Raw genomic sequence first — 15,306 nt, 5'->3', positions numbered from 1 at the left:
GATAATGATAGGTCGATTTATCAATAAGTATTGCTTATTTGGGTTATTGAGTCTGTTCAGTGCGGCGACGAGTTTCGCTGCACCTATGACAGTGACCGATATCGCGGGGCGGGAAGTTACCGTTAATGCACCTGTTTCACGGGTGATGCTGGCGGATAGCCGTGTGCTGGTGGCATTGAATATCTTGCACCCACAAAGCCCATTAAAAGGCATTATTGCGTGGGATGATGCGCTTATCAAAAAAGCGCCCGACTTAAGCGCAGCGTACAGTAAAAAGTTTCCTGAACTAAGCAAAATTCCTGTTTTTCCAAATCCTTACACAACCGACTTTAGTGTTGAAAAGGCCTTGGTCGCTCAACCTGATTTACTGATTTTTGATATCGGTTTGAAAAGCAAGTTGACGGAAAGTGGCACGCTATCTTTACTGGAAAAAAGCGGTTTACCCGTCATTTTCATCGATTTTCGGCAATACCCGCTGAAAAATACCATGCCGAGTATGGCATTATTAGGCCAAGTGTTCGGTGAACCACAACAAGCGGAGGCATTTAACCAGTTTTATCAACAAAGGTTGGATTTGATCCGCAGTAAAGTGGCAACACTTGATAAAAGCCAGCGCCCAAGTGTGTTTATTGAAAGGGCTGCAGGGATTTCAGGTGAAGATTACTGTTGCAAAACCTTTGGCAATGGCAATTTTGGTGAGTTTGTTGAAACGGCAGGGGGAAATAATCTCGGTTCACAGTGGTTCAGTATTGGAATGGGCGGTGAAATTAACGAAGAGCAGTTAATTCACAGTAATCCTGACTATTATTTAATGACCGCCGCGGATTGGGATAGTACACGTAAAGGTAGCGCTTCAGTGCCTTTAGGGTATACAGGCGATAAAGCCAAATCGCAGGCTAGGCTAATCAAGCTGATGGAACGCCCTAAACTGCGCTCATTAGCGGCATATCAAAACAAGCAGGTTTTAGCGTTATACCAGCAATATTATGACACTCCGTTTAATATTATTGCGGTGGAAGCGATAGCGAAGTTTCTTCACCCCAATTTATTTGCCGAACTTGACCCACAAGCGGATAGCGATTATCTGCACAAAACCTTCACGGCATTAGAGGGCGATGGTGTGTTCTGGGTTAAAGCACAGTAAAAACATGGCTTCTTCATTGGCCTGCTTGATTACTAAAGCAGGCCAATATCTTAATCGTACCTATCGGAAGTGATTACGTTTTCTTAACGATGGGTAATACGACCTTCGATGGGTATCTCTTTGAAATATGAATACTGTTATGTGCCACTTTCCATGTTCTATCCCCTGCGATAGTTTCACCTGTATTGGTGTTGAAATCGTATTTGGGGAAATTACTACTGGAAATATCTAACCGAATACGGTGCCCTTTCACAAAACGGTTAGCGCAAGCAAACGGTTTGATTTTAATTTCAACCACTTCATTAGGGTTTAACAAGGTTTTTTGCTCATAGCCCTGATGAAAACGGCAGCGGAAAATACCATCGGTAATATTCATGGCATAACCTTGCGGGTAATCTTCATTGGGTGGATAAACGTCAATTAATTTAGCTGTAAAATCCGTATCTAAGGCATCACTGCTGATCCATAAAGACACTTCAATATCACCAGCCAAACAAATATCGTCTTGTAAAATGTCGGTTTCAAAAACTAAAACATCAGGGCGAGCGGAAAGCGGCAGGTTATTTTGTTGGCTGCCAAAAAAATCAGGCAGTTCACGTTGATCGAATGCTCCTCCCCAAAAGATAGGTTGGCCTGATGTTAAAGCGCCGCCGATGGTTGGAACAGGGTACTTAGGATCATAGCAATAGGATATTGTTGTTTGCTTGGGGCACTCTTCACGCTGAAGAGATTGATTTCCCCAAAGGAAAAAAGGTGTTTTTTCAACATTGGGTAATGGCCATTGTTGGTGGTGAAGCCACTCACCACCATGTTCTAAACGCCCCTCAGAATTACGTTTACCACTACCGCCACCCATCATAAAAAAAGTAATGTCTTGCTGAGGCTTTGGTGGGTTAAGACCTTTTAAATGCGTGTTGAACCAAACTAAGCGGCAGGCTAACCAATCTTCACTGACATTGTGATCAAAAGCGGCAACTTCACCAAATTCAGCATTACCACTATGGGTAATATTTCGGTCCCCATGTAGCCAAGGACCCATGATTAATTTTTGTGGTGATTGCTTTGTTGTGGTGAATGCGCGGTAGTTATCTAATGTCGAGCTAACATAAGCATCATACCAACTGGACATAAATAACACGGGGATATCGGGGATTTGGTCGTAGTAGCCCTCAGCGTAGATGCCTATTTTTTTCCAATAATCGGTAAAACACTCTTCTTCCCATTGCTCGAACAAATAAGATTCATATTCAGGCACATGTTTTAGTAATGTGTGCCCTTGGTGCCATGGCATAGCCGCAAACCAATCATGAATATTTTCTTGTGCTAAAGCCGTTGAAACCGTGGAGGATTGTTGAGCGAGTGGGCTTAGTTTTGCTTGTTTATACGCCCAAGTGGCTTGTTTGAGCTCAAAGGCTCCCCCTTGACGAATACCGCATTGAAATGCATTGGCAAAGCCCCCTGAATCGAGCACCATGGTAGATAAGCCTGGTGGATTCAAACAGGCCATGGCTAATTGTGTATGGGCTGCATAAGAAAGCCCCATAGAGCCGATTTTTCCGTTACACCAAGGCTGTGCCATAATCCATTGTAGTGTATCGAAACCATCTTCTGCCTCATTAATATATTTGGTGAATTTACCTTCGGACTCATAACGGCCACGACAGTCTTGATAAATAACAATAAAACCTGCATGGGTGAAACAACGCGCCATCTCCTGACGCGTTATCTGGTGCCCAGTGACCGTTTTTTCAGAACGAGAAGGGGCTTTTTTGTCATAAGGTGTGCGCTCGATAATTACGGGGTAAGGGAAATCATCAGCGTCTTGCGGGAAATAGACATCCGTTGATAGGGTTACACCATCACGCATAACGATGCGGAAATTCTTCATATCCATATAGTTAATATCCTATGCTGACTGCGATGGTTAGTAAGCCAATACCGACAGCCATAAAAATTAAAAAAAGTGGGAAAATATATTTTGCCCATGTGGTCCAACTGACACCTGCGGTCGCTAAAAAGATCAGTAATCCGCTGGACGTTGGCGTGATCATATTGGTCAGCCCATTCCCCATTAAAAAAGCAAAAACAGTCGTTTGCGGGGAAACACCTGAAATTTCACCTACGGGGCCTAATATTGGCATAGTGACAGCGGCTTGCCCTGAGGTGGATGGGATAGCGACATCTAATAATAATTGAGAAATAAACATACTGTATGAGGAAACATAAGCCCCATGGTTACCTACTAAGCCAACCAGTTGGTGAATTATCGTATCCAGAATTTTGCCTTGGGAAAGAATAATTTCAACCGCCGTTGCGAGCCCAATAAGCACGCCAGCAATCAGCACTTTTTTCATCCCGCTAACGAAAGCATCCGCTGCTGCGCTAGCCGTTAGGCCACTGCAAAAAGTTAAAACGACGCTTAGAAACAAATAATAAGCGGATAAATCATTATTCTTCCAGTGCCAGCGATTAGATGCATAGACTAAAAAAGCCACGCCAATGGCTAAAATAATTAACATTAACTTATGGCGGCCTGTCAGCGCGCTTGACTGGCTATTTTCTTCAACAATATAGCGAGTTAATGTCGTTTTACGGATACTGTAAAAGACAAACAAAATCCCTAAACTGATAAAAATAAAGTAGGCGGCAACACGCATGCTTAAACCGCTGAATACAGGTAGTCCCACCAGTGGCTGAGCAATCGATAATGCATAAGGGTTAGTAATTGACGCGAGGTAACCAACTTTAACGGCGATAGCAACAATTGCGAGGCCGATAAGCTCATTAAGCCCAACACGTTTCATCAGGGCAATGACCATCGGGATCACCAAAAGGTACTCTTTGGCTAATCCCATAAAGGTGCTTCCCATCGAGAAAACAATCATTAAAAAAGGAATTAATAAGTAAATATTCCCCCGAGTGACATGCAATAGCCTTCCAAGCCCTGACTCGATAGCCCCCGTTTTATTCAGGATCCCAAACATTCCACCAATAAATAGCACCATATAAATAAGAGGGGATTGCTTAATAATTCCTTCTGGGATGGCTTTAAATAGTTGAATTAAACTGACGGGAGCCGCTTCATTTTCAGCGGGTTTTTCGGTTCCTAAGACTTGCCCAAAGTTCACTTCTTTGGAAATTGTCTGATAAGAGTCAGGAATGACTTTTTTGCCATCGCGTTCATATTGCCCAGACTCAACAAAATAGGTCATTAAAAAGGCAATAATCACAATGGTTAACATGACTAAAACGGGGTTCATCTGCCAACCTGGCGATGCATTCTGCTTGAGGGTTTGTGTTGGTTGCATGGTGTAGTCTCTTTTATTGTATTAATTATTAGGGATATAACCGAGTTGCCTTGATATACGTAGAGCAGACTGAAGAAGTTGCTCCGTCATTTCTTTTTCTTTGTCATCAGAAAAACGGCTAAGCGGGAGGCTGATACTGAGTGCTGCAATGCAATCCCCATTTTGCGTAAAAATTGGCGCAGCGATTGCACCAATTCCTGCAGTTAATTCCCCGCGCGTAATGGCGAAGCCTCGAGTATGTATATCTGCCAATGTTTGGATAAGAGAGGGGTTTTTTTCGGTAAAATGGGATTGCACATCTAAAGGTGAATAGGCAAGTAAGACTCTTCCTGATGCACCAGAGCCGAGGGCACGACGGTTGCCTGCTTCACTACGGACTTGAAGTGATTGTCCTGAAGGCTTATGTAAAACTTGAAGGACGTCATCGTTATCACGTATACGCAATTGAATGTTTTCATCGAAGCGTTGGCGCAGCCGTTCTGCTTCAATGTCAGCCACTTGGATGTAGTCAATTTGTTGACGTGCACAATTCCCTAAACTTAACAATTGATGGCCTAAATGATAAGTAACGGGGTTATCATTTTTTTGTACGAAATGGCGGTTTTCTAAAGTGCAGAGCAAGCGGTAAACCTTCGATTTATTCATTCCCGATAAACGGGAGAGTTCGCTTAGTCCAAGGTTATCCTTCTCACCTAATAACATTAGGAGCAAAAGGGCGTCATCAACAGCCGTCACAATATTGTCTTTCATGCCAACCTCGATCGGTTTGTACAGTAAACCACTGGTTTATTTAATAAAATTAGCATGGGGAATAACAAAAAATGATTCAAGAGAGTTGTTAATAAATTGTGATGTGAGTTAGGGTTTTTAAAATAGAGGATACGAGAAAATTAGGAAGGATAGCTATTTATTTTTAAATAAAACAAATGGTTATTTTAATTTTAAACACTTAGGTGATTTAAGGGCGATTCGCTCAAATAAAATATGATTGATGCCAAAATAGCCCCGAAATATCAATTATCTGGTTTGCCTAGTAAAATTGGTCATAACACCCACGATAATCAAAGCGACCCCGATTAATTGCAAATAGGCATTTTGGTTTTGTATTCCATTAACCGTATCTATCACTAAGCTTGATATCATTTGGCCACAAATAACGAATACAGACGTTAACATCACCCCTAACAATGGCAAAACATAGCTATTGATGACGACAAAAAATGCGCCAATTATTCCTCCAACAAAGGCAATTAACGGAATTTCAGTAAGGTTAAATTGATATTGGTTTAGGACTAATACAATGACAGTTAAGAATAAAAAACCAATTAAATGATTAATTAAGGCACTGTAAAATGCGTTGCGTTGCTGAGCGAGTTTTCCGTTGAGTGTTCGACTCATCACGATGCATACCCCATTGAATAATGCGATAAAAATATAGAGTGTCATTTTTATTATTTCCCGATAATTAACAAGCTACTGCCACTGATTAGTAAGACACACATCAGAATATCGTTATGGGTGATCCTGCGCTTTGTTACGCCAAACCAGCCAAAAGCATCGACTAACAAGCTGAATAATATTTGCCCAGTGATCATCAAGATAATACTGCCAGATAACGAAAGTGGGCTATTTACTGTGATTGCGGCGAGCAGTACCGTAAAACCCCCTGGGATCCCTCCGAGATACCAAAGTAATTTACCTCGAGTCGTGGAGGCTTTGTTTTTCTGTTTTTTTACGTAAAACAGATAAATAATCAATGAAAATATTGAGCCAATCGCATGGGTTAGCCAAGAAGCGGTTAGCGGTGTGGTAAAAAGCGATAAATAGCTGTTTGCCATAATCATTAATGATAATAAGACACCTGATGTCAGCGCCATTAATGATAAAATATACTTATTATTCATGATGATGAATCTTATAAAATCAATTTGTATTTCGAGGGTGATAAGGTATTCTGTTTTTAGTTTTGCATCAAGAAAACACACTGTTTGCTTTTGGTTGACAATAAGTGGATTGATCAATGGATAATATGAGCGCATTTCCTATTTTGATTGCGGTAGCGGATGCTTTAAGCCTGACAAAAGCAGCAAAGTCGTTGAATATGAACAAGTCAGGGATCAGCAAGGCTCTCAAAGAGGTTGAAGATACGTTAGGGGTTAAATTGTTTCATCGCACCACCCGAACCGTGAGTTTAACCGAGGCGGGGGAGGCTTATATAGGCTATATTCGCCAGTCATATCAGTTGGCAATGATGGCGAAAGATGTCGCATCCCAATTTAGTGACAAAATTGCAGGGACATTGCGAATTTCTGCACCGATGTCGTTTGGCACATTACACCTTGCTAAAATGCTTCCTGCCTTTATGCAGCTATACCCTGAACTTAATGTTGAATTGTTTTTTGATGACAAAGTGACGGATTTGATTACTGATGGGTACGATATCGCTGTACGTATCGGTGAACTCCCTGACTCCTCCCTTGTAGCGCGTAAATTATTCCCTTGCACCAGTGGCTTATATGCCTCAAAAGGTTATTTAGCTCGGTTTGGCACACCAACTAAAGTGGCGGATTTACGTGAACACAATTGCTTGTCATATTCGTTTTATCAAGCAGGGCAAGAGTGGGTTTTTTATCAAAAAGGGAAAAAATTTAGCCATGTACCGAAAGGTTCATTGCGGGTTAATAATAGCCAAGCCTTAATTCAAGCCGTTAAAGCCGATATCGGCATCGCGTTATTACCGCATTTTATTACAGTGATAGAGGGGGATGATACGTTAATTCCATTACTAACGAATTATCAATTGCCTGATCATAATATTTACGTAGTCTATCCAGAAAAAGAATATTTACCCCGTAAAATAAAAGTGTTTATTGATTTTTTATATACACAGTTTGCAGTGGGCAGTGAATACCCGCAACGAATCAAAAGTAAGGCTGATAAAAGGTGAGTATTCATTGATTGTCTGCTCATGTCTTGTTATTAATGAACAAATTAAAACTGATTTTATTCGCGACAGGTAACGTAAATGAAACTTGCACTCATTGGTTCAGGCAAAATAATTATGATGGCGCTCGATGCATTAAAAACAATGCAAGAGATTGAATTAGTTGCATTGTGCGTTAGGCCCGAAAGTGAAGAAAAAGGTAAAGTACTTTGTCAGCAATTTGGTATTGCGAAACTTTATACGGATTACCAAGTGTTATTGCAGGATGAGGAAGTTGACACAGTATATATTGGGCTGCCGAATCATTTGCATTACCAGTATACTGAGCAAGCACTGATGGCCAATAAACACGTGATTTGCGAAAAACCGTTTACGCCGCACTGGGAACAGCTGCAAGAATTAATTTTATTATCCCAGAAACGAAATCTTTTCTTATTCGAAGCGATCACTTCAATTCATACACCAGAATTTGCAATTATCAAACAAAACATGGGTAAAATTGGTGAAATAAAAGCCATTCAAGGTAACTATTCGCAATATTCAAGCCGTTATAATGATTACCTGCAAGGGCATGTTCATGGGGCATTTGACCCAAAACAAGCGGGTGGGGCGTTATATGACATTAACCTCTATAACATTTATTTATTGGTTGCATTAATGGGTAAACCTGATAACAGCCGGTATATATGTAACAGAGGGTTTAATGGCATTGATACGTCAGGGATATTCACGGCGCAGTATGCGACTGCAACAGCGTCTTGCGTGGGGGCAAAAGACTCAGCCAGCCCTGGTTTTTTCATTATCCAAGGTACAAAAGGATACATCCAAGTGCAGGGCGCCCCAAGCCTTTGCCAAAAAGTAGAGGTGTGCATCGAGGGTGAAACCTCAACAGTGATCCGCGATGAGTCCATTAACCATATGATTTATGAATTTGCTTATTTTCGCGATCAGGTTGCGTCACAAAAACGCCAGCAAAGTGATGAATTACTGGCATTAGCATTAAGTGTGTCTAAAGTTCTCACCGAAGCACGGGAAAATGTGGGCTTGATATTTGAGTAATGGGTACAATAAATTGGCAGCTTGGTGATAAGAGAAACACGCTGCCAATTCCAGTATGTTTAAAATGAATATAATGAACTGACGGACTCACCCAATTTTCTCGCTAATTCAGAAGATGCATACCTGTCCATCACCACTTCAATATAAGCCGCATGATCAGAAGATTGTGCCATATTAATCGCAGCATCGAGCTCATGACAGCTGTTGACGCGTTGGCAATACCAATCTTCGCAACCTAATGCATGGGGCAACTGCGCATAATTCCATTGTGGCAAATCGTTGTAATAGGCCTCAGGATCTTTACAAAGTAACCTTTCGATTAAATAGCCATCATTATTAAGCACAAAAATTATCGGTTTTAAATTAAAGCGGGCAAATTGACTGATTTCTTGCGCGGTAAGCTGGTGTGATCCCTCACCAGTGACCAGAATGATACGGCGATTGGGCTCGGCTATCGCAGCACCAAAAGCGGCAGGTGTCGCCCAACCAATCGATCCCCATAAGGTTTGGTTATGGAACTGGGCATTTTTGGGTAGCAAAGCAAAGCCTAAGCCCATTGATGCAGTCCCTGTTTCGGCAATAATGATATCGTCTTCACGGAACAGGCTTTCGAGACGAGGATAAAGATATTCGGCTGTAATTTTATCTTGTTCATTTAGGAGGGGGGAACCTAACCCTTCGGCTTGGATTACTTTATGGTTTAACGTAGGCGCAAGCTTATTCAACTGGTCAAGCACATCATTCATATAGACTTGTGGATAAACAGCAGAGCCGACAATAACGTGGTCTGACAAAATATTAATACGGTTTTCACTGTTTATTTTTGCGGTAAAACTGCCTGAGTTAAAGTCAGTTAATACCGCGCCAATTCCGACTAAACAGTCACAGCTTTCGACAAAATCGGCAACTTTAGGGTTCATTAAGTGCCCATTATAGAGCCCAATATAAGTTGGGTTGGATTCGCTCAATACGCCCTTATCCATAAACATCGTGGTGTAAGGTAACCCTGTTTTATCAATCAGTGTTTGCACTTGCTGTGCAAGGCCTAAACGTGCGGTTAATATCCCTAGGACAAAACAGGCTTGAGTGGATGCGTTCAATTTCTCTAAGATAGCCGTTACTGCCGCAGACAGTGATCCGCTATTACTTTTAGGAATAGCAGGTTTGTCCACATTTTTATCTGCCATAACGGGCATAATGGCATAGTCAGAAGGGAAGCCTAAGTAGACAGGGCGGCGTTCTTGTAAAGCGGTTGTGATTAAACGTTCAGTTTCAGCGATGCAGTTTTCAGGCGTTAAAACGGCATGAGCGCAGCTTAAATGTTGGCTCATTTGGTAAAATACATTAAAGTCACCATTGCCCAATGTGTGGTGGACTAATCGATGATTTTTTTGTACACCACTGGCAGGCATGCCGACGAGGTGAAAAATAGGTAAGTGTTCAGCATAAGCGCCAGCAATGCCATTTAAAGCGCTTAACTCCCCAACTCCAAAGGTGGTGGAAAGTGCAGCGACACCCTTTATACGAGCGTACCCATCGGCTGCATATGAGGCATTGAGTTCGTTACAATTACCAATCCAGCGCATCGACTTATTTTCACACACGGCGTCTTCAATTGGGAAAGCGTAATCCCCTGCGACGCCAAAAATATCGTTGATACCGATTTCTTGTAGACGATTCAAAACATATTCAATGACGGTCAGGTTCATTATATTGACTCCTATTAATTACATTAGATTATAATGTTGCTTAATATTATTTTTAGACTATATTTTTCTGAATAGGAAATCACTTATAATCATTCTAACTATAACTAAAAATCATAGGTGAGATATGGATATTCGTTCGTTACGTTATTTTGTTGAGGTGGTGCAACTCAATGGGTTTAGCCGTGCTGCTGAACAACTGTTTGTGACGCAACCTGCCATTAGCCGCAGTATTAAAAAGCTAGAGGATGAGCTGGGTTATACCTTGTTAATCAGGGAGAACGAAGGGGTCAGGTTGACGGATGAAGGGACGATTCTGTTGGCTCACGCAAAGCAAATTTTGGCGCAATTTAAAAATATGGAACAGGCATTAAAAGAAAAATCAGGGCCACTAACGGGGGTTTTACCTGTTGGGTTACCCCCAGTGATTGCCTCAACCTATTTTGCTGACATCATTATGGCGTTCAGCTTGCGTTATCCCCAAGTGGAGTTAAAAATCCTGGAATTAGGAACGCGGAAGATGCGTGATGCAATGTTAAATGGCGAGGTAGAAACCGCGGCTGTCATGCTCCCATTTGACGATGAGCGCTTTGATCTAGATATTTTTTCGACAGATAGATTAATGTTATTGGTTAATGAGAAGCACCCCTTGGCAAGGCGAGATAGCGTCAAGTTTGTTGAATTAATTAATGAGCCATTTATTTTCTTTTCTGATGATTTCCGGATTAATGAGCTTGTTATCAGTGCCTGTGGAATTTATGGCCATAAGCCTGTGATTTCAGGGCGCAGTAGCCATCTTGATTTAGTCACCGCGATGGTGAGGGCTGGTGTCGGGATAACACTGCTTCCAGATAGTATGTGGCGCAAAACGAGTTCAGCGGGGTTATCGATTATCCCTGTGATTGAGCCAATACTTGCCTATGATTTAGCCTTAGCCACGCTGAAAAATAACCAGCAGAGCCGCCGTGCAAAAGCATGGCACGACTTGGCTGTGAATATGTTAAGAATAAATAGGAGATAAAAAAGGGCTTACATTAACGGATTGATACCAGTTTGGTCTTTCCCAAGAAGCCCTTAACTTTAGCGATTAATCAGGGATAAAATAGAATAAGCCCGAATACAGCAAAGACTGTAAGGTGCATCCATCCTTGAATAGGCGATGTTCTCTGCCCATTAAATGAAAGCATAGTAAGCAACATGGTAATCGCGAATAACGCTGTTTCTGCATTAGAAATTCCCATGATGACTTGTTTACCGGTAATAATCCCTATAATTAATACGGCTGGCACAGTTAAGCCAACAGTTGAGACAAAAGCACCTTGGCAAAGGTTTATCGCGCGTTGCATCTCGTTATTCATTGCCGCTTTTACGGCGGTGATAGACTCAGGTGTAAACACGATAATAGCAATCAGGACACCACCTACAGCAGCAGGCGCACCTAAGGCACTAATACCGTAATCAGTCACGATAGCTAAATAATGTGCAAGTAACACAATAGGTAGGATCAACCCAATTAACACACAAGAACGGATAATAATCACTTTTTTATTTGCCCCTGATTGAGGCGAATTGTTTTCGGTAGTTTTGTCTGTTAAATCAAATTGTTCTGGAATATTCATAAACCCTTTAGGGGGGTGAATGAAAAACCGACGGTGACCACGCATCTGCATCCACAAAAATGCCCCATAGATTAGAAGAGTGAGACCCGAAATGCCTATTGCCTGCGTATGGGAATACTCCCCTTGGAAGGAGGTATAATTGGGTAATACTAGGGCTAAACTGGTCAGCAACACAATCATTGAAAGGTAACTGTTTGCCCCTTGAGTATTGTATTCTTGCTCGCCATTTTTAGCCGACCCCGCTAGCAGACATATGCCTAAAACGAGGTTCATGATGATCATCATCACGGCGAATATGGAATCACGCCCTATGGTCGGAAAATCACCGGGTCCTAGCAGGACAGAGGCGATAAGAATAACCTCAATTAACACGATAGATAAGGTGAGGATCAACGTTCCGTAGGGTTCACCGAGTTGTTCGGCTAAATGGTCGGCCTCTTTAACCACACCGAAGGATGCGGTGAGTATTGTTATAAACAGCAGCAAAAAAATCCAAATTGCACTCAATGCAGAGAGATTGTCATTGAGTAACGCATCGCCCCTTAACATGAAAAAAATGACAACTAACCAAGAGCCGGCTAATCGAACCCAAGTCGTTAAAGGGATGAGTGGACTATTGAAACAGGTGTGACCCATAATATTTACCTATAAAGAAAGGGCCGTCCCTGTTGCTGATACGTGCTTGAGGTCGTCCTCAAACCGATAGAATATAAATTATTGCCTACTATAGCACTCATTTATGAGCTTGCAACTAAGCTTTGCTTTGGCTGATAACGCCAGTGGGCATAAAAAAATGATATTTCTCTATGACTAAATTGCGTGTCAAATAGTCATAGATATTCATTTATTAATGAGTTGCGAGTGTAATTCAATTGGTAAGTTAAATTGCAATTTTCCCTGAATAAACAAGGTACATTAAGAGTGTAAAATAGTTACACAGGAAATTGTTTTTGATTTAAATCACAAATGCAAAATATTGTTCATACATTAATAAATCAAAGGCGCTATTGTTAAATAAATGAAAATAAATTGTTTCTTTTATTTGATAAGGGTGAGAAATGAGCACAGAAAAGTATGACTATATTATTGTTGGGGCGGGCTCAGCAGGCTGTGTGCTCGCAGCTCGTTTAATTCAAGAAACACAAGCTCGCGTATTGCTTATCGAAGCCGGTGGCAGTGATAACCATCTATTTATTCGTATGCCTGCAGGTGTGGCGAAAATTATCGCCCAAAAAAGCTGGCCTTATGAAACTGAACCGGAACCTCATGCTAACAACCGCAAAATGCAAATTGCTCAAGGGAAAGTATTGGGAGGAAGCAGCTCGGTAAATGGTATGATTTATATCCGAGGCCAAAAACAAGATTATGATAATTGGGCGCTAAATTACGGCTGTGAAGGTTGGGGATATGAGGATGTATTGCCATGGTTCAAAAAAGCGGAACGTAATGAAAGCCTGACGGGGGAATATCATGGGACGCAAGGCCCACTCCCAGTGAGTGAAAACCGATATCGCCATCCATTATCAATGGCATTTATTCGTGCAGCACAAGAACATGGCCTGCCTTATGTCAATGACCTTAACGGAGAAAGCCAGCAAGGAACCAGCTTTTACCAGACAACAACGCATAATGGAGAAAGAGCCAGTACATCAAAAACCTATTTAAAATCAGTGGAAAAGAGTGATAAATTGACATTAAAGCTTGGTACCCAAGTGAACCGGGTTATCATTCGTGATGGGTGTGCTGTCGGTGTTGCCTATCAAGGGAAAAATGGCCATGAGATTGAGGCAATCGCCACTTATGAAGTGTTGGTCTGTTCTGGCGCGATGGGCTCAGCAAAATTATTAATGTTGTCAGGGATAGGGCCTGAAGAGCACCTGTCTTCCCTTGGTATTAATACCCTTGCTAACTTACCCGTTGGCAAAAATTTTCATGACCACCTACATATGTCAATTAACGTCACCACTAAGCAACCGATAAGCTTATTTGGCGCAGACCAAGGGTTAAATGCGATTAAACATGGTGTGGAGTGGATGGTATTTCGCAGTGGGTTACTTACCTCTAACGTTTTAGAAGGCGCTGCATTTAAAGACAGCTGCAACCAAGGTCGCCCTGATGTGCAAATTCACTTTTTACCGATTTTAGACAGTTGGGATGATGTTCCTGGTGAGCCTCTGCCAGCTGCCCACGGGTTCTCTTTAAAGGTCGGGTACCTACAGCCTAAGTCACGTGGTGAAGTTTTATTACGTAGCGCAGACCCACAAGCACCGCTAAAAATTCACGCTAATTATCTTGCATCACCTGAAGATATGGAAGGTTGCAAGCGTGCGGTTAAATTTGGGCTGGAAGTATTAGATTCCCCTTCATTACAAGCGCTAAGCAAAGAGGTTTTAATGCCTCCGAGCTCTGTACGCCATGATGAAGCCCAACTTGAAGAGTTTGTGCGGAATTTCTGTAAAACAGTTTACCATCCTGTAGGAACCTGTCGCATGGGAACGGACCCTACAACGTCAGTGACTGATCTACGGTTGCGGGTGCATGGTATTGATCATTTACGTGTTGTAGATTGCTCCGTAATGCCTGAAATTCCAAGCGGTAATACCAATGCACCGACTATTATGATTGCAGAACGTGCCGCAGCGATGATTATTGAAGATAGGAAATAACCACCGTTAGGTATAACAAAACGACTCTGGCAATTTAAAACGCTCTGAATATTGCGAATTGTTCAGAGTGCCATTCGATACCAATATAGATAACTGGCTATTTAATATATACGGCCCATTGGGCACAGTTTTTGGGTTTAGTTGGACATTGGCACCATTGCCAACTATTCCACTGCAAAAAGCACTTCCTGATATGGGGGAAGTGTATTACCACCACGGCAATACTGTCAGCTTCTTTGAAGCCAGACAAACCAGTGAAGATCCAAAACATCCCGTCGGGGATGGAGCTGGCACTGTTCGCACCCGTTGGCGTATGAATGGCAACTATAAATTTTACTTAGTTCCTGATATTGCCAATAAATTAAACGGTCAGTTAGAACAAGACCAAAAAAAGTAGTGTGTTTATTGATGGCAAACCTGCGGCTAGAACAGGTGATGCTGTCAGCTGCAGTGGGGTGTTAATTGGTAATTCATCGGTAAAAATCGGCTAAGATAAAAAATTATGAGGGATTTATTGTGTTTTTAAAAAACTAATGACAGGGCAGTACTCACTTGCTGTTACATTTTGGCTGGGATGGGTTGTACCAATAATTGTTGTTGCGTTCATGATATCGGAAATTTTTGAACGAGGTTTTTTAAATGGATATTCTATTCTTTATCCGATGGTTGGGTTATTTATTATCAGAACAGCAATTATAGGGGGGATATTCTTTGCCCTTATTGCATTGTTGCGAAAGAAAGTCAGTTTTTGGCGAGTGATTGCTTTTTTAGTTGTATCTATTGAATTGATAATTAGCCTTCATTTCTTCGTCGTGGGTTTGAATGTTCTCTTATATCCAATCTGACTTTTAATAAAATGA

General features: G+C 41.7%; 13 protein-coding genes and 1 pseudogene. 7 read left to right on the top strand and 7 right to left on the bottom strand.

Annotated features, from left to right (window positions below):
- The first annotated feature begins 4 nt into the window (after positions 1 to 4).
- Complete coding sequence (locus ACE2AL_RS11685; RefSeq protein ID WP_375083523.1) at positions 5 to 1,144, top strand: ABC transporter substrate-binding protein; 1,140 nt, start codon at positions 5 to 7, stop codon at positions 1,142 to 1,144.
- 73 nt (positions 1,145 to 1,217) lie between these two features.
- On the opposite strand, the gene ACE2AL_RS11680 is transcribed toward ACE2AL_RS11685, so the two are convergent.
- From ACE2AL_RS11680 to ACE2AL_RS11660, 5 genes are all read right to left on the bottom strand, one after another.
- Positions 1,218 to 3,038, bottom strand: coding sequence for a CocE/NonD family hydrolase (locus tag ACE2AL_RS11680; RefSeq protein WP_272573277.1), 1,821 nt, complete (start codon positions 3,036 to 3,038; stop codon positions 1,218 to 1,220).
- Between the two features lie 4 nt (positions 3,039 to 3,042).
- Complete coding sequence (locus ACE2AL_RS11675) at positions 3,043 to 4,452, bottom strand: YfcC family protein (protein ID WP_375083522.1); 1,410 nt, start codon at positions 4,450 to 4,452, stop codon at positions 3,043 to 3,045.
- Between the two features lie 21 nt (positions 4,453 to 4,473).
- Positions 4,474 to 5,202 (bottom strand): IclR family transcriptional regulator, encoded by a 729-nt coding sequence (locus ACE2AL_RS11670; RefSeq protein ID WP_272573276.1) that lies wholly within the window; start codon positions 5,200 to 5,202, stop codon positions 4,474 to 4,476.
- 267 nt (positions 5,203 to 5,469) lie between these two features.
- The gene (locus ACE2AL_RS11665) at positions 5,470 to 5,898 is read right to left on the bottom strand and encodes a DMT family transporter (RefSeq protein WP_375083521.1); all 429 of its coding nucleotides are present in this window, start codon (positions 5,896 to 5,898) and stop codon (positions 5,470 to 5,472) included.
- A gap of 5 nt (positions 5,899 to 5,903) precedes the next feature.
- The gene (locus ACE2AL_RS11660; protein WP_272573275.1) at positions 5,904 to 6,356 is read right to left on the bottom strand and encodes a DMT family transporter; all 453 of its coding nucleotides are present in this window, start codon (positions 6,354 to 6,356) and stop codon (positions 5,904 to 5,906) included.
- Positions 6,357 to 6,472: 116 nt separating this feature from the next.
- Here ACE2AL_RS11660 and ACE2AL_RS11655 point away from each other — a divergent pair, with 116 nt between their 5' ends.
- On the top strand, positions 6,473 to 7,399 hold the full coding sequence (locus tag ACE2AL_RS11655; protein ID WP_375083520.1) for a LysR family transcriptional regulator: 927 nt from the start codon (positions 6,473 to 6,475) through the stop codon (positions 7,397 to 7,399).
- Positions 7,400 to 7,477: 78 nt separating this feature from the next.
- Complete coding sequence (locus ACE2AL_RS11650) at positions 7,478 to 8,455, top strand: Gfo/Idh/MocA family oxidoreductase (protein ID WP_349415198.1); 978 nt, start codon at positions 7,478 to 7,480, stop codon at positions 8,453 to 8,455.
- A 59-nt stretch (positions 8,456 to 8,514) separates the two neighbouring features.
- Here the strand turns inward: ACE2AL_RS11650 and ACE2AL_RS11645 are convergent, their stop codons facing one another.
- Positions 8,515 to 10,164, bottom strand: coding sequence for an alpha-keto acid decarboxylase family protein (locus ACE2AL_RS11645; RefSeq protein ID WP_375083519.1), 1,650 nt, complete (start codon positions 10,162 to 10,164; stop codon positions 8,515 to 8,517).
- Between the two features lie 124 nt (positions 10,165 to 10,288).
- On the opposite strand from ACE2AL_RS11645, the gene ACE2AL_RS11640 reads away from it, so the two are divergent.
- On the top strand, positions 10,289 to 11,182 hold the full coding sequence (locus ACE2AL_RS11640) for a LysR family transcriptional regulator (protein WP_375083518.1): 894 nt from the start codon (positions 10,289 to 10,291) through the stop codon (positions 11,180 to 11,182).
- A gap of 70 nt (positions 11,183 to 11,252) precedes the next feature.
- Here ACE2AL_RS11640 and ACE2AL_RS11635 read toward each other — a convergent pair whose 3' ends face one another.
- Positions 11,253 to 12,416, bottom strand: a complete 1,164-nt coding sequence (locus ACE2AL_RS11635) for a calcium:proton antiporter (RefSeq protein ID WP_375083517.1) — start codon at positions 12,414 to 12,416, stop codon at positions 11,253 to 11,255.
- 422 nt (positions 12,417 to 12,838) lie between these two features.
- On the opposite strand from ACE2AL_RS11635, the gene ACE2AL_RS11630 reads away from it, so the two are divergent.
- The 3 genes and pseudogenes from ACE2AL_RS11630 to ACE2AL_RS11620 all read left to right on the top strand — a co-directional run.
- Positions 12,839 to 14,446: a GMC family oxidoreductase gene (locus ACE2AL_RS11630; RefSeq protein WP_375083516.1), complete on the top strand. Its 1,608-nt coding sequence runs from the start codon at positions 12,839 to 12,841 to the stop codon at positions 14,444 to 14,446.
- 67 nt (positions 14,447 to 14,513) lie between these two features.
- Complete coding sequence (locus ACE2AL_RS11625; RefSeq protein WP_272538503.1) at positions 14,514 to 14,843, top strand: hypothetical protein; 330 nt, start codon at positions 14,514 to 14,516, stop codon at positions 14,841 to 14,843.
- A pseudogene (locus ACE2AL_RS11620) lies at positions 14,839 to 14,937 on the top strand (PAAR domain-containing protein); the annotation flags it as partial. The gene ACE2AL_RS11625 and the pseudogene ACE2AL_RS11620, both read left to right, overlap by 5 nt.
- Positions 14,938 to 15,306: the final 369 nt, after the last annotated feature.

It is taken from the genome of Providencia xihuensis (assembly GCF_041953405.1).
GTDB classification, from domain to species: Bacteria; Pseudomonadota; Gammaproteobacteria; order Enterobacterales; family Enterobacteriaceae; genus Providencia; species Providencia vermicola.
This window is presented reverse-complemented; position numbering and strand designations above follow the sequence as displayed.